Here is a 17,341-nt window from a genome sequence, read left to right as displayed (position 1 = left end):
TTGCTCTCCTCCTCACAAAACGACTTCTGCCGTTCAGCATTTTTCCAAAACTCTCAGGTGGGCGGACCGGCTGCGCCGGTTCTCTTCCAATTCCTGACTGTTTGCTTCAATGGGTTTGCGGGTGATCAGCTTCGCTTTGGCTTTGCCGCCGCATACGCACACCGGAAACTCCGGCGGGCAGGTGCACGCGGTGGACCAGCGGCGAAATTTGTTCTTCACCAGCCGGTCCTCCAGCGAGTGGAAGGTGATCACGCACAGCCGGCCGCCCGGCGCAAGGTGATCAAAAATGGTATCCAAGCCTTCTTCCAGCGCATCCAGTTCATGGTTCACTGCAATGCGCAGCGCCTGAAAGGTGCGGCGGGAAGGGTTCTTGTTTTTGCGGCGTTCCGCCGGGGGCATGGCGCTGGCCACGATATCTGCCAGCTGCAGGGTCGTTTCGATGGGAGAATTCTCCCTTGCCTCCACGATCCTGCCCGCGATCTGCCATGCGAAAGGTTCTTCGCCGTAATCCCGCAGAATGCGTGCCAGCTCTTCGCGGCTCTCGGTGTTCACAAGGTCCGCTGCCGTTTCGCCCTGCTGGCTCATCCGCATGTCCAGCGGTGCATCCGCACGGTAGGAAAAGCCGCGGGCCGCATCGTCCAGCTGATGGCTGGAAACGCCCAGATCCAGCAGCGCGCCGTTGACCTTGTCGATGCCAAGGCTTTCCAGAGCTTGTCCGGCATAGCGGAAGTTGATCTGCACCACCGTGGCAGGCAGGCCCGCAAGGCGGGCACGCGCGGTCTGCACCGCGTCCGGGTCCTGATCCAGCGAGATCAGCCTGCCGCCCTTTTCTGCATCCAGCCGCAAGGCGATCTGGCGGGAATGTCCCGCGCCGCCTGCGGTGCCGTCAAGGTAGGTGCCGGCCGGATCAATGGAAAGACCCTCCAGACACTCGTTCAGCAGAACGGGGATATGCTCAAACGAGGCCGGGTCAAAGGCTGCTTGTGTTTCAAGTTCCATCGCTGCGGCCTCCTTTCTCAGTTCATAAGCTTTCCGTGTTCCGGGCACTGTGCACACAGCGCACACTTTTACCCGATAACACAGTTTTATTTTAACAAATCAGGCCCCTGATTGCAAGGGTTTGTGCTCCCGTTTTTGCCGCAAAATGCAACAAAAAAAGTCCCTGTCGGCCGTCATTTCTGCCCGCAGGAACTTTGGTTTTTGCCGTATGTGTAATTTGTGTGTGAAAAAGGCTGTCTTCAGCCGTTTTTCTTGGCGTTCTGGCGCAGATTTGCGCGCACATTCTTTACCTGTGCCGCATTTTCCACCATTGTTTCCTCGGTGTTCTTGAGCATGTTGTCGCAATAGTCGGTCACGGTCTGGCGCAGGGTGCGGGCCTCGTTCTGGGCTGCAGTGGTGATTTCCCCGGCGCGCTGCTGTGCAGCCTTCACGATCTCGGCTTCACTCACCAGAATGCGCGCCCGCTCCTCAGCCTTTTTCACAATGGCCTGCGCCTGTGCGTTGGCCGTCTCCACGATCTGAGCGCGGTCGTTCACGATCTGCTGGGCCTGCCGCAGCTCGCCGGGCAGGTTTGCGCGGATCTCGTCCAGATAATCCCGGATCTGCTCCACATCCACGATCTTTTTGCCGCCGGAAAGGGGCACATTGGCACCTTCCTCCAGAGCATCCTCAATGGTATCCAAAAGTTCGTTCACGTTCATAGTGCTTCTCCCTTCGGTTCGTTCTCGGCAGGGTCTGTGTTCTGCATGGGCTTTGTGTATTTCCACAGCAGCACCCTGCCGTACTTGTACTGTTTTTTCAGGGTCAGGCCGCCAGCCTCGGCCGGCAGCACGATGCCGGTCTCGCTCTCGCACAGCACGATGCCGCCGGGCGCGGTGCATTTATCCACCGCAGGCAGGATCTTTTCCAGTGTACCATTGCGGAAGGGCGGGTCCAGCAGTACGATGTCGAACTGCTCGCGGCAGGCGGAAAGATACCGCGCAGCCTCACCGATATTGACGCGGCTGCGGTCGAACACGCCGCAGGCCTTGCAGTTGCGCATGATGATGTTCACCGCCTCGCGGTTCTCGTCCAGAAACACGCAGCGCGCCGCGCCGCGGCTCAGTGCTTCAATGCCAAGCTGGCCGCTGCCCGCATACAGGTCCAGCACCCGTGCGCCGGGCAGGTCGAACTGGACGATGCTGAACATCGCCTCCTTTACCTGCGAAAGGGTGGGCCGGGTCACGTCGGTCCCCGGCAGGGCCTCCAGACTGCGGCCCCGGGCTTCTCCTGCGATCACGCGCATGTTCTCTTTCCTCCTCCTTGCAGCCGGAAGATGTGGCTGCAAACACGTTTTTTGTATCACTTTATTATCACCCAACTGCATATTCTTGTCAAGGGCCGCGCGTTGCGCCGTCTGGCGGTTTGTGCTACAATAAAACCGGCAGCGCCGGGCTTTTGCGGCGCATTCTGGCATAAAAGGAGAGTATTCCCATGAAAGTTCTGCTCATCAACGGCAGCCCGCACGAAAAAGGCTGCACCTATACCGCCCTTTCGCTCATTGCAAAGGAACTGAACGATGCCGGTGTGGACACCGAGATCCTGCATGTCGGCGGCAAACCCGTGGGCGGCTGCATCGGCTGCGGCGGCTGTGCCGCAGGCAACGGCTGCGTGTTTGGCGGCGTGGTCAACGAGGCCATCGAGAAGGCCAAAACCGCCGATGGCTTCGTGTTCGGCAGCCCGGTGCACTATGCATCCGCATCCGGCAACATGACCAGCTTCATGGACCGCCTTGCCTACGCGGGCGGCAGATATCTGGCCTACAAGCCCGCCGCCATCTGCTGCTCGGCCCGCCGTGCAGGCACCACCACCACGCTGGACCAGCTGGTAAAGTACCCGCAGTTCTTCCACATGCCGCTGGTGAACGGCTCCTACTGGGCCATGGTGCACGGCTCCAACGCCGAGCAGGTGCTGCAGGATGCCGAGGGCTGCGCCGTAATGCAGGAGCTGGGCCGCAACATGGCATGGCTGCTGCACTGCATCGAAGCCGGAAAAGCCGCCGGTATTGAGCACCCCCAGAACCCCAAGCGCCCCATGACCAATTTTATCCGCTGATCGGAAAATCAATTTCTGATCCAGAGGCTCAGAACAGTCCGTAAGCTGCTCTGAGCCTCTTTTTCTTTGCAGTCCACGCCATTTCGTGCCAAAAACAGCAAAAAACCTTTTTCAAAGCGCCTTCCGCTTCTTTTTTCGTTCATAAGTTTGTGTTACTATAAGATGTAAAGTGATTTTAGCAGGATGGAGACCCTTGTATGGAACACTACGATTGGAACGAAGGCTGGCTGTTCACGCCCCGGTTCGACCCGGCACTGGTGCGGCCGGAGTGCGGACTGGAACTGGAACCGGTGCGCATCCCCCACACTGTGCGGGTGCTGCCCTACAATTACTGCAACGAAAATGAATACCAGTACCTGTGCGGCTACCGGCGGGAGTTTTTTGCACCCAGAGAGTGGGCAGGCCGCACTGTTCTGCTCACCTTTGGTGCCGTTGCCCATGACGCGACCGTGTTCTGCAACGGGCGGCGGCTGTTCCACCACGCCTGCGGCTACACCGCCTTCACGGTAGATCTGACCAGCGCTTTGCATCTGGGTCAGAAAAACGTGGTGGCTGTGCGCTGCGACAGCCGCGAGGATCTGAACATTCCTCCCTTTGGCGGGCAGATCGATCACCTGACCTACGGCGGCATCTACCGTGCCGTCAGTCTGGACATCAAGGAGCCCGCTTACCTGCGGGATGTGTTCATCGAGGCAAAGGCCGAGGGCGATTTCCGCATCTATACCTCCACCGTGGGTGAGACGGTGGGCTGCACACTGCAGGCCGAGATCCGCAGCCCTTCCGGCAGCCGCGCCGCCTACAGCGGCGAGCTTTCCCTGCCCATCACCGGCGTGCTGAACGGTGTGCACCCGTGGAGCATCGAGCATCCCACCCTGTACACCCTCACCGTACAGCTGATCCGCCCCGGCTCTGCCGGTCTGCCGGACCGTGTGCTGGACGAAAAGACCATCCGCTTCGGCTTCCGCACCGTGCAGTTCGTGGCAGGCGGGCTGTACCTGAACGGTCAGCGCGTGGAGTTGCGGGGCCTGAACCGCCACCAGAGCTACGCCTATCAGGGCTATGCCATGCCGGACAGCATCCAGCGGCTGGATGCTCAGATCCTGAAAAAAGACCTTGGCTGCAACGCGGTGCGCACCAGCCATTCCCCCCAGAGCCCTGCGTTTCTGGATGCCTGCGATGAGCTGGGCCTGCTGGTGTTCACCGAGATGCCCGGCTGGCGGTACATCGGCGACGAGAGCTGGAAGGCGCAGGCCTTGCAGAACTGCCGCGAAATGGTATGCCAGTGCCGCAACCACCCCAGCATCTTTTTGTGGGGTGCCCGTGTGAACGGCAGCGCCGACGACGAAGCGTTTTATAAGCGCACCAACGAGGCCATCCACCGGCTGGACCCCACCCGTCCCACGGCAGGCGCGCGGAACCACCGCAAGAGCCAGCTGCTGGAGGATGTTTACGCCTACAACGATTACTCTTACCGTGGGCGCGGTGCCGCCTGTGAAGCCCGCGCCGCGGTGACTTCCGATCCCCGCAAGGGCTACCTCATCAGCGAGTTCGGCGGGCAGCAGCTGCCCACCAAGCCCTTTGACGACGAGACCCACCGGCTGGTGCAGGCTCTGCGCTATGCCGCCGGGATCAACGATTCCATTGCGCAGCAGGGTGTGGCCGGCAGCTTTGGCTGGTGCATGGCCGATTACAACACCCACCGGGAATTTGGCAGCGGCGACCGCATCTGCTACCACGGTGTGATGGATATGTTCCGCAACCCGAAGCTTTCGGCGGCGGTATATGCAAGCCAGAAAACGCCGCGTTCCCCCTCGGACATCGTGCTGGAAGTCTCTTCCGGCATGGCACTGGGCGACCTGCCCGGCGGCGTTCCCACAGCCTGCTGGGTGTTCACCAACGCCGAAAGCGTGCGGCTGTACCGCGGCAACGACTACATTGCCGAGTTCACGCCTGACCGGCACGGCCGTTTTGCCGCCATGACGCATCCGCCCATTGAGATCAACGATTTTGTAGGTTCTCTGTTGGAAAAGTACGAGGGCATGGACCCGGCCTCCGCCCAGATGACAGCCGCTATCCTGAACGAGATGCGCCGGGATGCCATGGAGCTTTCACCGCTTTCCAAGGCGCGGATGCTTTCGCTGCGGCTGAGCTGGAACGAGGTAGCCCGCATGTATTACAAATACATCGGCGTGCTGGGCACACCGTGCGCAGCCTACCGTTTTGAAGCCGTGTGGCATGGCCGCACCGTGCGCACCGTGGTGCGGGAACCGGTGCAGAGCGTCCGGCTGGAATGCACCGTGCACAATCCCATCCTCACCGACGGCCCCACCTGGGACTGCGCCGCTGTCAGCCTGCGCGCCATCGACCAGAACGGCAGCCTGCTGCCCTACTGCGGCGAAGCCGTTCAGCTGAGCGTGGACGGCCCGCTGAAGATCATTGGTCCCAGCGTGGTGCCGCTGCGCGGCGGCATGGCGGGCACCTACCTTGCTACCACCGGCGAAGCGGGCCGCGCCGTGCTGCACTGCCGCATGGAAGGTGCGCTGGATACCGATGCCGTGGTGACCATCCGTTGCCGGGAAGCTTAATTTCCGTCCCTTCATGATAGATTTGCACTCTGTTCAAAATTTCATCATGGTTGACTGGTATCCTAAGAACTGTAAAATAACGGCGGGCGCGCCCGCTTTGATTCCAAAACAAAGGATGCAGGAGTTATGAGAGAAAAATTCCGTCAGTTTATGATCGGCCGCTACGGTACCGATGGCCTGAACCAGTTTTTGAGCATCGCGTCCATCGTGCTGCTGCTGATCTCGCTGCTCACCCGCTTCAGCCTGTTCACATGGCTGGGTCTGGTGCTGCTGGTGCTGTGCTACTACCGCTCGCTCAGCCGCAACATTTCCAAGCGCACGGAGGAGAACTACCAGTACTATGCCCTGAAGGACCGCGTAGACCGTAAGTTCCGCGGTCTGAAGGATCAGTGGGCCAACCGCAAGCTCTACCACTACTACCGCTGCCCCAAGTGCCGCCAGAAGCTGCGTGTGCCCCGTGGCCGCGGCCGCATCCAGATCTCCTGCCCGCGCTGCGGCACCCAGTTCATCAAAAAGAGCTGAGCGGCCATGTTTGGTTATGTTGTGCCCAATCAGGCTGCGCTTTCGGACGAAGCACAAAAGCGCTACCGCACCGCCTACTGCGGGCTGTGCCGCCGCATCGACGCACTGCACGGCCTGCGGGGCCGCTTTACGCTGAGCTATGACCTCACCTTCCTGAACCTGCTGCTGTGCAGCCTGTACGAGGGCGAGACCGAAGCTTCTTCCGGCCACGACCGGTGCCCCATCCACCCCTTGGGCGGTGTGGAATGGCGGGCAGCCTCCCCCACCGATTACTGTGCAGATCTGAGTGTAGCCTTGCACTACTACAACGCCGAGGATAAGTGGAAGGACGACCGCAGCCTGCTGGGCCTTGGATATGAAAAGCTGCTTACCGGCTGTAAGCAGGCTGCCGAGAGCCGCTGGCCCCGTCAGTGCAGCGCCATCCGCACCTGTCTGGACAGGCTGGCAGAATATGAAGCTGCCGGGAGCGAAGATCTGGATGCCGTGTCCGGCTGCTTTGGCGAGCTGATGGCAGAACTGTTCGACTACCGGCAGGATCACTGGTCGCCGGAGTTGCGCAGCATCGGCTTCCATCTGGGCAAGTTCATCTACCTGCTGGATGCCTATGACGATCTGGAGCACGACCAGCGCAAGGGGGCCTACAATCCGCTGAAAGCACTCAGTCAGCAGCCCGGCTATGAGGAAGAGATGAAAGAGATCTTTGAGCTGCTGCTGGCGCAGTGTGCCCAGAGCTTTGAACGCCTGCCCTGCGTGGAGGACGCAGACCTGCTGCGCAACATCCTTTACTCCGGCGTATGGCTCAAATACAACTGCAAAACAGCCAAGCAGGCCCGCAGCCGTGGCTGAATGGCGGCTTTGTCTTGATTTTTCCACGGCAATACGGTAGACTATAAACATTGCGCGGCACTGTGGCTGCGCGAAATGAGACGTGAGGAAGTATATCCATGAGAGACCCCTATGAGGTGCTGGGCGTTTCGCGCGGCGCAAGCGATGACGAGATCAAAAAAGCATACCGCGCCAAGTGCAAGCGCTGGCACCCGGACCTGAACCCCAACGATCCTACCGCCGAGGAGCACTTCAAGGAAGTGCAGGCGGCTTACGATGCCATTACCAAGGGCGAGACCGGCCCCCAGATGGGCGGAAATCCCTACGGCAGCTACCAACAACAAGGTTACGGCCAGCAGCAGGGTTATCAGAACGGTTACGGCGGTTTTGACGGATTCGATGGCTTTGACCCGTTCGGTTTCGGGTTTGGCTTTGGCGGCTACCAGCAGGGTTACGGCCAGCAGGGCGCAAGCTATTCCGGCTCCGACAGCCCGGAGATGCAGGCCGCCCGCAACTTTGTGGCCAATGGCCGCTATGCGGAGGCCCGCCGCGTGCTGGACGGCATGACCGGCCGCAATGCCCGGTGGTATTATCTTTCCTCCCTCGCAAATCAGGGCTTGGGCAACCGCATCGATGCGCTGCAGGATGCCCGCCGTGCCGTGCAGCTGGACCCGGGCAACACCGAGTACCAGATGCACCTGCGCCGGATGCAGAACCCCGGCCAGACCTACCGCACCACACAGGCCACCTACACCAGCCCCGGCGGCCTGATGCAGTGGTGCTGGAGCATGATCCTGCTGAACCTGCTTTGCAACTGCTGCTGCGGCGGCTGGGGCTTCCATTTCCGCATGTGATCCCGTTTTTCTCATAAGATACAGCAAGACCCCGCACCTTCTGGTGCGGGGTCTTGTTTTTGCTTTACGACATCACTTTACGGTGATGTTGCGGCTGATCTTGCTGCAGGAGTAATTGCCGCCGATCTCTGCCGTCTGCACATAGGTGCCCGGCTCTGTGGGCAGCTCGCTGGTGGCATCACAGCCCCAGCCGGACTTCTTGTAGTTGTAGCGGATCTTATCGGTGGGCACCACCTGACCATCCACTTCCAGCACAGCCGCTTCATTGAAGCTCTGCAGCTCTTCGGCGGTCATGGGCTTTTCGGCCTGCTGTGCCCAGTACATGCGCACGCCGTTTGTCTTGGGCTTGATCTTGAACATGGCAAAGCCTGCGGTGTTCATATCGCTGCTTTCCAGCGCCAGTGCACCGGCCACATAGTTGCCAGCATCCACCGGCTGCTCGTCCAGATAAATGCGGCTGAACGCGCCCTCCGGCAGATACTTGCGGATTAGGTTCAGCGCAAGGCGCAGGCCGTTGGACACCTGATCGATGGTAGGCACATAGAAGTGCAGTACATCCATCACCGAGACGGCCTCATCGGCCACCCGCAGCAGCACGCTGACATCGTTACCGTCGATCAGCTGCTTGAGGTAGCTGTACACATTGAACTCCTCTGCCTGATCCGGTGTCTTGGACATCTTCTTGGGCAGCGGGATCATCTTGAGCAGCGTGCGGATCTTATCCGACAGCACCAGCGTCACATAGCCATTCGCTTCGCCGCCAACGCCCACCACAACACCGATATACTGGGTATCGGCAGGGTTGGTCTGCACCTCCAGCTTGTAGTTGGAGCCATAAACAAGGTCGCCCGTGGCTTTGAGCCGGATGGAAACCATATCATTCTGCTGCTCCAGCGCTGCATTTTCCTGCGGCAGAGCTGCTGCGGCAAACACCGGCGTTGCTGCCGCGCTGAGCATGAACACTGCTGCCAGTGCAAGAGCTATCAATCGTTTGGCCTTCATTGCTTAAGACCTCCTTATTCTGTAAAGGGATCGCACAGCCGCGCCCCACGGCACACTGCGTCGGGAACCGGCATGATACCATGCCTGTTGTACCTCGATTTTACCGCAAAACGCTGTTTTGGTCAATAACGTGATTCAAGTAATTCAATTTTTTTATATTTTATGCAAAAAAGAGGAACCTGCCCTCTTCCAGCGGTTTCTCCCTCAAGTTCATTCATCAATAAAATATTCCGGGTGGACGCTGCGGGCCTGCGCCACCGACTGCTTATACCGGCTCAGGTGGCTTTCCAGCGCTTCGCTCACGTCGTCCGCGCTGCCGTGCAGCAGTGCTTCCAGAATTGCCGTGTGCGAGGAGCAGACCGACTTGTTTTCCTCGGTCTGCAGGCTGAACTTGCGGATGCGCTCCACATGCTGCAGGCTGGCCAGCATGTGGTCGTAGTGAGCTTCCATGCCGCACAACTCAAAGGATTTGCGGTGGAATGCATTATCCAGCTCCAGCATACGGGCAGTGCGGTCCGGCTGGCTCATATCCGCTTCCAGCACACGGTATGTCTCAATGTTGCTGCGGTATTCTTCCTCCTGCCGGGGTGTCACATGGCCGCGCAGCCGGTTCAGGATCTCTTTTTCCAGTGTATAGCGGGCAAACTGCTCCATCTCCATCAACTTCAGGTTGATGGGTGCCACATGGGTGCCGCTCTGCGGTTTGATGTCCACCATGCGGGCCAGATTGAGCATCAGCAAAGCCTCCCGCATGGGCGTACGGCTGATGCCCAGCTCTTCGGCCAGCTCCCGGTCATTCAGCGGATCACCGGGCTTCAGCTCCATCGTAATGATCCGGCTGCGGATCGTCTGGTATGCCGTTTCGCGCGCACTCAGTAATGGCATGTGGTCTCTCTCCCTTCAACCTCCGGTGTAAAGCAAAAATTGATATACTAGTATTGAAGTTATCAAGACCATATTACCCAACCACAGGGCGGCTGTCAAGTGTGGCTGCAACTAAAAATCGCCAACATTTTTCTCTGTTTTGTCAAGACAGGCCCCATGGCAGCACAAAAGCCCTCCGGGTGAAGGGCTTTTGCTGCGTTTACTTTTTAGCGGAACGGTACACCACCGGCACCCACACAAAGGCCACGGCCAGACCGCACACCACATCAATGATGGAGTGCTGCTTGGTGAACACGGTGGACGCACAGATCAGTGCAGCCCACACCCAGGCCAGAATTTTCAGGGCCGGGCGCTCCTTTGCCAGCTTGCTGTGGCTGAACGCCAGTGCCATGCAGGCCGAGCTTTGGCAATGGATGGACGGGCACACATTGACCGAGGCGTCCGCCCTCCAGATCAGCTGCATGATGCTCATTGCAATGTTGCTGCGGCCCACCGCATCCACTGTGGGGCGGATATCCAGACCGTTGGGCAGCAGCATGTACAGGATCAGGCAGAAGGTCATGCCGGAAAACATGGTCAGGCAGAGCTTATCGTAGCTTTGGGTGTCGCACCACCACAGCAGGGCCGTCACACCAGCCAGCAGCACAAACCAGCTGCAATACGGAAAGATGAACCACTCATTGAAGGGGATCCGGTCATCAAGCGGGGCGTGGATGATATATTTGGGATCTTTGATGGTCAGATCCAGCCAGAAGAACCAGATCAGATACACCACCCAGTACAGCTGGAACCACAGGTGCGGACGGCGCCGGCTCCACAATTGTTTGGGATTCATGGTATTTCTCCTATATTTTCAATGTGATAAGATATGATTATACCACATCACGCCATCTTGCGCAAACCTTTCCGGTGCGATAAAATAAAAAGAGTGTTGTAAACTTGCGCTCTGTTTTTGAGCGTACCTATTATAAAAGGAGCCATTATGTTGCAAAGCTTTCCCCTTGTCCGCCTTGCCGCGCTGGATCTGGACGGCACCCTGCTGAACCGGAACAACGAGGTCACCCTTGCCACCCGTCAAGCCATTGCCCGCGCTGTAGAGCATGGCGTGGTGGTGGTGCCCGCCACAGGCCGCCCGCTGGCCAGCCTGCCGCCTGTTGTGGCAAAGCTGCCCGGCATCCGGTATGCCATCACCTCCAACGGTGCCGCCGTGTGGGACCTTGGCGATGACCCCATGGGTGCTGTGCACAGCCGCTATGCCAACGCTGCCCAGCGCTACACCAGCGAACCCGCCTGCCTGCTGCACCGCCTGATGCCGACAGAAGTGGCACGGGAAGCTTTTGACCTGTTCCAGCAGTACGATGGCGAGCTGAGCGTATTCAGCGACGGCCTTGCCATCAAGACTCCGGAGGGCATTGCAAAGCTCACCTCCCGCACCGCCCGCTTTCTCTCCTCCGAGGCGCGGCAGAACCTGACCGACGGCCGCTTTACCGTCATTCCCGGCATCGAGAGCTGGATGTCCCGCCATGCGCACGAGATCGAAAAACTGTGCATGTTCTTCGACAGCACCGAAAAGACCGCCGCTGCCCTGCCAAAGTTTCAGGCTATCCCGGGCGTGGCCGTGGTGCAGGGTTCGCCGGATAACATTGAAGTGACCGCTGCCGGTGTGGATAAGGGCAGTGCCCTGCTGGCTCTGGCCGACCTGCTGGGCATCCCCCACGAGAACACCCTTGCCGTGGGCGACAGCGAGAACGACCGCGCCATGCTGGAAAAGGCAGGGATCGCCGCTGTTATGGCCAACGGAATGCCCCAGATCAAGGCCATTGGCAGCATTGTGAGCGAAGCCGACTGCGACCACGACGGCGTTGCAGAGCTGTTCGGCAGGCTCGGCATCTGAACAAACCGGGGCAAAACGGCCCTGCTTTTCAGGTCATTCGTCATTTTTGTGCAATGTATACAAGCTCTTATGCAAAACATTGTGCTTGTTGAGCATTACCAAACTTGTTTCCGTCGTTTATACTAATATTACAAGCGCACGATGGGTGTACCATGCCCAAACGGCAGCCCACGCGCACCAAGAGAGTTCAAACTAAAAGGAGAAATGCATTTATGAATCCCATCGTAGAAAAGGTCTATCAGATCGGCATTATCCCTGTTATCGCTTTTAACAGCGTTGATGAAGCCCTGCCCCTGTGCAAGGCTCTGGCTGACGGCGGTCTGCCCGCAGCTGAGGTCACCTTCCGCACCGCATGCGCTGAGGAGTGCATCCGCAAGATCCACGAGGAGATGCCCGAGATGCTGCTGGGCGCAGGCACTGTCCTGACCACCGAGCAGGCTGACCGTGCAATGGCAGCTGGTGCTTCCTTCATCGTTGCTCCCGGCTTTGACCCCGAGGTCTGCAAGCACGTTATCGACAAGGGCGGCATCATGATGCCCGGCACCTGCTCTGCAGGCGAGATGCAGCAGGCTATGAACATGGGCTGCGAGGCCCTGAAGTTCTTCCCCGCTGAGGCAAACGGCGGTGTCGGCATGCTGAAGAACATCGGCGCTGCCCTGAAGAGCGCACGCTGGATGTGCACCGGCGGTGTCAACGCAAAGAACGTCAACGATTATCTGGGCTATGACCAGATCTTCGCTGTGGGCGGCACCTGGATGTGCAAGAGTGACGTGATCAAGGCTCACGACTGGGCTAAGATCACCGCTCAGAGCAAGGAAGCTGTTGACACCATGCTGGGCCTGAAGCTGATGCACGTCGGCATCAACACCGAGAACGAGGAAGAAGCCATGAAGATGGCAAACCTCATCGGCAGCCTGCTGAACATGAAGGTCGCTCCCGGCAATTCCAGCATCTTTGTGGGCAACAAGGAGTTTGAGATCATGAAGAAGCCCGGCCGCGGCACCAATGGCCACATCGCCATCGGCTGCAACAACGTGGATCGTGCCATCTACCACCTGTCTCAGCGCGGCGTGAAGTTCGATCTGGACAGCAAGAACGTGAAGAACGGCAAGACCATCGCCTGCTACTTTGCAGACGAGATCGGCGGCTTCGCATTCCACCTGGTTCAGGCCTGAGCTCCGGCTCCCCTATCCGTAAAAGCCCTGCTGCGCCGGGGATGCCCCGCAGCAGAAGGTCATAAACACCTGTAAATAAAAGGAGAATAACCAATGAAAGTCGTTACTTTTGGCGAACTGATGGTCCGTCTGCAGCCGTTCAACTACGAGCGTTTCGTTCAGGCTAACAGCCTGGAGTTCACCTTCGGCGGCGGCGAGGCAAACGTTGCTGTTTCTCTGGCCAACTACGGTCTGGACGCAGCTTTCGTCACTAAGCTCCCCGCACACGCAATCGGTCAGGCCGCTGTCAACAGCCTGCGCCGTTACGGCGTTGACACCAGCATGATCACCCGCGGCGGCGATCGCGTTGGCATCTACTACAACGAGAAGGGTGCTTCTCAGCGTGGTTCCGTCTGCATCTACGACCGTGCCAACAGCGCCATCCAGCTGGCTCAGCCCTCCGACTTTGATTGGGATAAGATCTTCGAGGGCGTGGACTGGTTCCACTTCACCGGCATCACCCCGGCTCTGGGCGAGAATGTCGTCGAGATCTGCCGCGAGGCCTGCAAGGCTGCTAAGGCTCACGGCGTGAAGATCAGCTGCGACCTGAACTACCGCGGCAAGCTGTGGACCCGTGAGCAGGCCCGCGCTGCCATGACCGATCTGTGCCAGTATGTTGACGTGTGCATCTCCAACGAGGAGGACGCAAAGGACGTGTTCGGCATCGAGGCCGAGGCTACCGATATCTACGGTGGCAAGCTGAATGCTGAGGGCTACAAGAGCGTTGCAAAGCAGCTGGCTGACAAGTTCCACTTCGAGAAGGTCGCTATCACCCTGCGTGAGAGCCACAACGCTTCCGAGAACGGCTGGAGCGCAATGCTGTACGATGTTGCTTCCAATGAGTACTGCTTCTCCAAGAAGTACGAGCTGAAGATCATCGACCGCGTTGGCGGTGGTGACTCCTTCGGCGGCGGCCTGATCTACGCTCTGCTGAACGGCAAGAGCACTCAGGATGCTGTTGAGTTCGCTGTTGCTGCTTCTGCTTTGAAGCACACCATCGAGGGCGACTACAACATGATGACCGTGTCCGAGGTCGAGAAGCTGGCTGGCGGCGACGGTTCCGGCCGTATCCAGCGCTAATTGCAGGAAGGAGTCCAGAATGGATATCCGCTACTCCTGCAACCAGAAGGATTTCAAGCGCTATACCACTGAGGAAATGCGGGACGAAATGCTCATCACCGGCCTGTATAAGGCCGATGAGGTCGTTGCTGTGTACAGCCATGTGGACCGTATGGTCACGCTGGGCTGCATGCCGGTGCACGAGACCGTGTCCATCGACAAGGGCATCGATGTGTGGGCAAACTTCGGCACCCACTACTTTCTGGAGCGCCGCGAGATCGGCATGTTCAACATCGGCAAGGATTCCACCGGTATCGTGGTGGCTGACGGCGTGAAGTACGAGCTGGGCTACAAGGACTGCCTGTACATCACCAAGGGCACCAAGGAAGTCACCTTTGCTTCCGCCGACCCGGAGCATCCCGCCAAGTTCTACATGGTATCCGCTCCCGCACATTGCTCTTACGAGACCCGCCTGATCAAGATGGCCGATGCAAACCATCGTCCTCTGGGCAGCGTCGAGACCTGCAATAAGCGCACCATCAATCAGTTCATCCACCCGGATGTGCTGAAGACCTGCCAGCTCAGCATGGGTATGACCGAACTGGAATCCGGTTCCAACTGGAACACGATGCCCAGCCACACCCACGAGCGGCGCATGGAAATTTATACCTACTTTGAACTGCCCGAGGGGCAGGTGGTGTTCCACATGTGCGGCGAGCCTACCCAGACCCGCCACATCGTGATGCACAACGAGGATGCTGTCATCAGCCCTTCTTGGAGCATTCACAGCGGCGTAGGCACCTCGAACTATACGTTTATCTGGGCAATGGGCGGCGAGAACATGGAGTTTGACGACATGGACAACATCGCTACCACTGACCTGCGCTAAAAAGCACCATACACAAGCCCCGTACCGGGTCCACCGGTACGGGGCTTTTTGCTAAAAATTTAACTTGAGAAGGAGAAAATCATGGATCTTTCCGCTTTCAACCTGCAGGGCAAGGTGGCTCTGATCACCGGCGGTGCCCACGGCATCGGTTTTTCCATCGCCGAAGGCATGGCCAAGTGCGGTGCCGCCATCTGCTTCAACTGCTCTTCCGAAGCAAGCCTTGAAAAGGGCCTTGCAGCATACAAGGCAGCCGGCATCGACGCACACGGCTATGTGGCCGACGTGTCCGATGAGGACGCTGTGAACGCCATGGTTGCAAAGATCAAGGCCGAGGTCGGCCCTGTGGACATTCTGGTAAACAACGCCGGTCTGATGAAGCGGGTGCCCATGATCGAGATGAGCCACGCCGACTTTATGCGGGTCATCGATGTGCATGTAGGCGGTGCCTTCAACTGCTCCAAGGCCGTTCTGCCGGACATGATGGAAAAGCGCGAGGGCAAGATCATCAACATCTGCTCCATGATGAGCGAGCTGGGCCGCGAGACCGTCTCCGCCTACGCTGCCGCCAAGGGTGCACTGAAGATGCTCACCAAGAACATCGCTTCCGAGTACGGCGAGTACAACATCCAGTGCAACGGCATGGGCCCCGGCTACATTGCCACCGCCCAGACCGCACCTCTGCGGGAGGTGCAGCCGGACGGCAGCCGCCACCCCTTCGACCAGTTCATCACCGCCAAGACCCCCGCAGGCCGCTGGGGTGAGCCGGATGACATGGTTGGCCCCTGCGTGTTTCTTGCAAGCCACGCTTCCGACTTTGTGAACGGTCAGATCCTGTACGCCGACGGCGGCATTCTGGCTTACATCGGCCGCCAGCCCAAGTAAAGCCATTTGGGCCCTGCGTCTTCTTTAACCTTCCGACCAGACAGCTCTGTGCAGACCAAGATCTGCATGGGGCTGTCTTTTTACGAAGCAGCAAGCAGCCTTTCCTACAAAACTTTGCTTCATGTGAGCTCATGTTAAAATGTTCCAATTTCATGTCAAATTGGTAACAGTTCCTGTTTCATCGTTCAAAATGCACATAGGCGTCTTGATTTTTTGTCGAAATTCCCGTATAATCGTCTTCATCATCCATCACACCCTGTTGGTTGATCTGAATACGAAGAAATTTCAAAGGAGTATATTTCACATGAAACTCAAGAACATTGCGATCGTTGCTGCCGCTGCAGCACTGGCTGTTGGCATGACCGCCTGCGGTTCTTCTGCATCCTCCACCGCCGCTTCCTCTTCTGTGGCTTCTTCTGCTGCCGCTTCTTCCGAGGCTGCAAGCTCTGAGGCTGCAGCCAGCGAAGCAGCTGAGCCCACCACCGCTGAGTACACCGTGTACAACACCACCGGTTCTACCGTCACCGACCTGTATCTGTACGACGCAGGCAGCGACGAGAAGGGCGACAATCTGGCCGGTGAGAACGGTCTGGCTGACAGTGAGAACATCGTCATCACCCGCGATGTGGAGGCCGACAAGCAGTCCGACGTGACCTACATTCTGGAGTTCACCACCGAGGACGGCCAGACCCAGAGCTTTGAGACCCTGCACTACGAGGTCGCTCCCATCTCCCTGCTGAGTGTGGATGCCGCTGCAGGTGCTACCCCCATCGCTTTTACTGCACCGGAAAAGTAAAAACTGTTTCATCCTTGCAAAACGGGAAAGTCTGCGGGCTTTCCCGTTTTATTTTTTGCCAAAAGAGGGCTGAGGCTGTCATTTTCCCTTGCAATCACGCCAAAAATCCGCTATCATAGACGCAAATACGTTCCCTTGCGGCATAAAGGGAGTAAAGGAGTGGATTTTCTTATGGCAGAAAAAGAGATCAAGGGCATCAAAAAGTTTTTTGAAGAATTCAAGGCCTTTGCCATGCGTGGCAATGTGCTGGATATGGCAGTCGGCGTGGTCGTCGGTGGTGCCTTCACCTCGATCGTCAACTCACTGGTGAACGACATCATCAACCCTGCCATCGGCCTGTTTTTCAACGCCGATTTCTCGGATGTCGGCATCCATGTGGGCGATGTGATGATCGGCATTGGTTCCTTCATCAATGCCATCATTAACTTCCTCATCGTAGCATTCGTGCTGTTCGTGGTCATCAAGACCATCAACGCCCTGCACAAGAAGCCTGCTGAGCCGGAAGCTCCCGCAGAGCCCGCCACCAAGGTATGCCCCTACTGCCAGAGCGAGATCTCTATCAAGGCGGTGCGCTGCCCCCACTGCACCAGCAAGCTGGAGGGCTTCCCGGAGATCAACAATTAAATTTTGAATGGCCTCCGCTTTGCTCTGGCCATATTCAGCGGAATCATTTTCTAAATTACAAATCGGGAAAGTCTGCGGACTTTCCCGATTTGTTTTTTCACCCGCGGAGCCGCAAAGGCAAACAGCATAATCAACGTAAAACCTCCCTGCCCGGCCGCAGTCGCTGCGGTTCCAGAGCAGGGAGGTTTTATTTTATCTGGGAAAAATATGGAAAATC

18 protein-coding genes are annotated in these 17,341 nt (G+C 58.2%); 12 read left to right on the top strand and 6 right to left on the bottom strand.

Annotation, left to right across the window (positions count from 1 at the left end; genetic code table 11):
* Positions 1–33 precede the first annotated feature (33 nt).
* The 3 genes from rsmH to rsmD form a co-directional block, all read right to left on the bottom strand.
* Positions 34–999 carry a 16S rRNA (cytosine(1402)-N(4))-methyltransferase RsmH gene (rsmH, locus tag DWY76_RS06920; protein ID WP_005944076.1) on the bottom strand — a complete coding sequence of 322 codons (966 nt, stop codon included), beginning with the start codon at positions 997–999 and terminating at the stop codon, positions 34–36.
* A 239-nt stretch (positions 1,000–1,238) separates the two neighbouring features.
* Positions 1,239–1,700, bottom strand: a complete 462-nt coding sequence (locus DWY76_RS06915; RefSeq protein WP_005944071.1) for a hypothetical protein — start codon at positions 1,698–1,700, stop codon at positions 1,239–1,241.
* On the bottom strand, positions 1,697–2,284 hold the full coding sequence (rsmD, locus tag DWY76_RS06910; protein ID WP_044953972.1) for a 16S rRNA (guanine(966)-N(2))-methyltransferase RsmD: 588 nt from the start codon (positions 2,282–2,284) through the stop codon (positions 1,697–1,699). Before rsmD ends, DWY76_RS06915 begins: the two co-directional genes overlap by 4 nt.
* A gap of 188 nt (positions 2,285–2,472) precedes the next feature.
* Between rsmD and DWY76_RS06905 the strand changes: the two genes are divergently transcribed.
* From DWY76_RS06905 to DWY76_RS06885, 5 genes are all read left to right on the top strand, one after another.
* Entirely contained in the window at positions 2,473–3,093 is a 621-nt protein-coding gene (locus tag DWY76_RS06905; RefSeq protein WP_120080595.1) for a flavodoxin family protein, read from the top strand.
* A gap of 197 nt (positions 3,094–3,290) precedes the next feature.
* Positions 3,291–5,678, top strand: a complete 2,388-nt coding sequence (locus DWY76_RS06900; protein WP_120080594.1) for a glycoside hydrolase family 2 TIM barrel-domain containing protein — start codon at positions 3,291–3,293, stop codon at positions 5,676–5,678.
* A gap of 126 nt (positions 5,679–5,804) precedes the next feature.
* Positions 5,805–6,200, top strand: a complete 396-nt coding sequence (locus DWY76_RS06895; protein WP_005944061.1) for a hypothetical protein — start codon at positions 5,805–5,807, stop codon at positions 6,198–6,200.
* A 6-nt stretch (positions 6,201–6,206) separates the two neighbouring features.
* Complete coding sequence (locus tag DWY76_RS06890) at positions 6,207–7,046, top strand: DUF5685 family protein (RefSeq protein ID WP_097777430.1); 840 nt, start codon at positions 6,207–6,209, stop codon at positions 7,044–7,046.
* 98 nt (positions 7,047–7,144) lie between these two features.
* Complete coding sequence (locus DWY76_RS06885; protein ID WP_097774334.1) at positions 7,145–7,879, top strand: J domain-containing protein; 735 nt, start codon at positions 7,145–7,147, stop codon at positions 7,877–7,879.
* Positions 7,880–7,951: 72 nt separating this feature from the next.
* Here the strand turns inward: DWY76_RS06885 and DWY76_RS06880 are convergent, their stop codons facing one another.
* From DWY76_RS06880 to DWY76_RS06870, 3 genes are all read right to left on the bottom strand, one after another.
* Positions 7,952–8,881: a hypothetical protein gene (locus DWY76_RS06880; RefSeq protein WP_120080592.1), complete on the bottom strand. Its 930-nt coding sequence runs from the start codon at positions 8,879–8,881 to the stop codon at positions 7,952–7,954.
* A 210-nt stretch (positions 8,882–9,091) separates the two neighbouring features.
* A complete protein-coding gene (locus DWY76_RS06875; RefSeq protein ID WP_120080590.1) occupies positions 9,092–9,766 on the bottom strand; it encodes a GntR family transcriptional regulator in 675 nt (224 codons plus the stop codon).
* Positions 9,767–9,965: 199 nt separating this feature from the next.
* Positions 9,966–10,601, bottom strand: a complete 636-nt coding sequence (locus DWY76_RS06870) for a phosphatase PAP2 family protein (protein WP_005944050.1) — start codon at positions 10,599–10,601, stop codon at positions 9,966–9,968.
* 147 nt (positions 10,602–10,748) lie between these two features.
* Between DWY76_RS06870 and DWY76_RS06865 the strand changes: the two genes are divergently transcribed.
* From DWY76_RS06865 to mscL, 7 genes are all read left to right on the top strand, one after another.
* A complete protein-coding gene (locus tag DWY76_RS06865) occupies positions 10,749–11,660 on the top strand; it encodes an HAD-IIB family hydrolase (protein ID WP_120080588.1) in 912 nt (303 codons plus the stop codon).
* Between the two features lie 212 nt (positions 11,661–11,872).
* Complete coding sequence (eda, locus tag DWY76_RS06860; protein WP_120080586.1) at positions 11,873–12,835, top strand: bifunctional 4-hydroxy-2-oxoglutarate aldolase/2-dehydro-3-deoxy-phosphogluconate aldolase; 963 nt, start codon at positions 11,873–11,875, stop codon at positions 12,833–12,835.
* Between the two features lie 93 nt (positions 12,836–12,928).
* The gene (locus tag DWY76_RS06855; RefSeq protein WP_120080584.1) at positions 12,929–13,954 is read left to right on the top strand and encodes a sugar kinase; all 1,026 of its coding nucleotides are present in this window, start codon (positions 12,929–12,931) and stop codon (positions 13,952–13,954) included.
* 19 nt (positions 13,955–13,973) lie between these two features.
* Entirely contained in the window at positions 13,974–14,822 is an 849-nt protein-coding gene (gene kduI, locus DWY76_RS06850; RefSeq protein ID WP_005944042.1) for a 5-dehydro-4-deoxy-D-glucuronate isomerase, read from the top strand.
* Between the two features lie 81 nt (positions 14,823–14,903).
* Positions 14,904–15,704: a gluconate 5-dehydrogenase gene (locus DWY76_RS06845; protein ID WP_097774328.1), complete on the top strand. Its 801-nt coding sequence runs from the start codon at positions 14,904–14,906 to the stop codon at positions 15,702–15,704.
* A 304-nt stretch (positions 15,705–16,008) separates the two neighbouring features.
* Positions 16,009–16,500, top strand: coding sequence for a cytochrome C (locus tag DWY76_RS06840; protein ID WP_120080582.1), 492 nt, complete (start codon positions 16,009–16,011; stop codon positions 16,498–16,500).
* Between the two features lie 171 nt (positions 16,501–16,671).
* Positions 16,672–17,124, top strand: a complete 453-nt coding sequence (gene mscL, locus DWY76_RS06835) for a large conductance mechanosensitive channel protein MscL (protein WP_120080580.1) — start codon at positions 16,672–16,674, stop codon at positions 17,122–17,124.
* Positions 17,125–17,341: the final 217 nt, after the last annotated feature.

Source organism: Faecalibacterium sp. AF27-11BH, assembly GCF_003603005.1.
In the GTDB taxonomy this organism is placed as follows: Bacteria; Bacillota; Clostridia; order Oscillospirales; family Ruminococcaceae; genus Faecalibacterium; species Faecalibacterium taiwanense.
This window is presented reverse-complemented; position numbering and strand designations above follow the sequence as displayed.

Excerpts from the sequence above, each read along its gene's own strand:
- rsmH (WP_005944076.1), bottom strand. The coding sequence starts at position 999 with ATGGAACTTGAAACACAAGCAGCCTTTGACCCGGCCTCGTTTGAGCAT.
- DWY76_RS06915 (WP_005944071.1), bottom strand. The coding sequence starts at position 1,700 with ATGAACGTGAACGAACTTTTGGATACCATTGAGGATGCTCTGGAGGAA.
- rsmD (WP_044953972.1), bottom strand. The coding sequence starts at position 2,284 with ATGCGCGTGATCGCAGGAGAAGCCCGGGGCCGCAGTCTGGAGGCCCTG.
- DWY76_RS06905 (WP_120080595.1), top strand. The coding sequence starts at position 2,473 with ATGAAAGTTCTGCTCATCAACGGCAGCCCGCACGAAAAAGGCTGCACC.
- DWY76_RS06900 (WP_120080594.1), top strand. The coding sequence starts at position 3,291 with ATGGAACACTACGATTGGAACGAAGGCTGGCTGTTCACGCCCCGGTTC.
- DWY76_RS06895 (WP_005944061.1), top strand. The coding sequence starts at position 5,805 with ATGAGAGAAAAATTCCGTCAGTTTATGATCGGCCGCTACGGTACCGAT.
- DWY76_RS06890 (WP_097777430.1), top strand. The coding sequence starts at position 6,207 with ATGTTTGGTTATGTTGTGCCCAATCAGGCTGCGCTTTCGGACGAAGCA.
- DWY76_RS06885 (WP_097774334.1), top strand. The coding sequence starts at position 7,145 with ATGAGAGACCCCTATGAGGTGCTGGGCGTTTCGCGCGGCGCAAGCGAT.
- DWY76_RS06880 (WP_120080592.1), bottom strand. The coding sequence starts at position 8,881 with ATGAAGGCCAAACGATTGATAGCTCTTGCACTGGCAGCAGTGTTCATG.
- DWY76_RS06875 (WP_120080590.1), bottom strand. The coding sequence starts at position 9,766 with ATGCCATTACTGAGTGCGCGCGAAACGGCATACCAGACGATCCGCAGC.
- DWY76_RS06870 (WP_005944050.1), bottom strand. The coding sequence starts at position 10,601 with ATGAATCCCAAACAATTGTGGAGCCGGCGCCGTCCGCACCTGTGGTTC.
- DWY76_RS06865 (WP_120080588.1), top strand. The coding sequence starts at position 10,749 with ATGTTGCAAAGCTTTCCCCTTGTCCGCCTTGCCGCGCTGGATCTGGAC.
- eda (WP_120080586.1), top strand. The coding sequence starts at position 11,873 with ATGAATCCCATCGTAGAAAAGGTCTATCAGATCGGCATTATCCCTGTT.
- DWY76_RS06855 (WP_120080584.1), top strand. The coding sequence starts at position 12,929 with ATGAAAGTCGTTACTTTTGGCGAACTGATGGTCCGTCTGCAGCCGTTC.
- kduI (WP_005944042.1), top strand. The coding sequence starts at position 13,974 with ATGGATATCCGCTACTCCTGCAACCAGAAGGATTTCAAGCGCTATACC.
- DWY76_RS06845 (WP_097774328.1), top strand. The coding sequence starts at position 14,904 with ATGGATCTTTCCGCTTTCAACCTGCAGGGCAAGGTGGCTCTGATCACC.
- DWY76_RS06840 (WP_120080582.1), top strand. The coding sequence starts at position 16,009 with ATGAAACTCAAGAACATTGCGATCGTTGCTGCCGCTGCAGCACTGGCT.
- mscL (WP_120080580.1), top strand. The coding sequence starts at position 16,672 with ATGGCAGAAAAAGAGATCAAGGGCATCAAAAAGTTTTTTGAAGAATTC.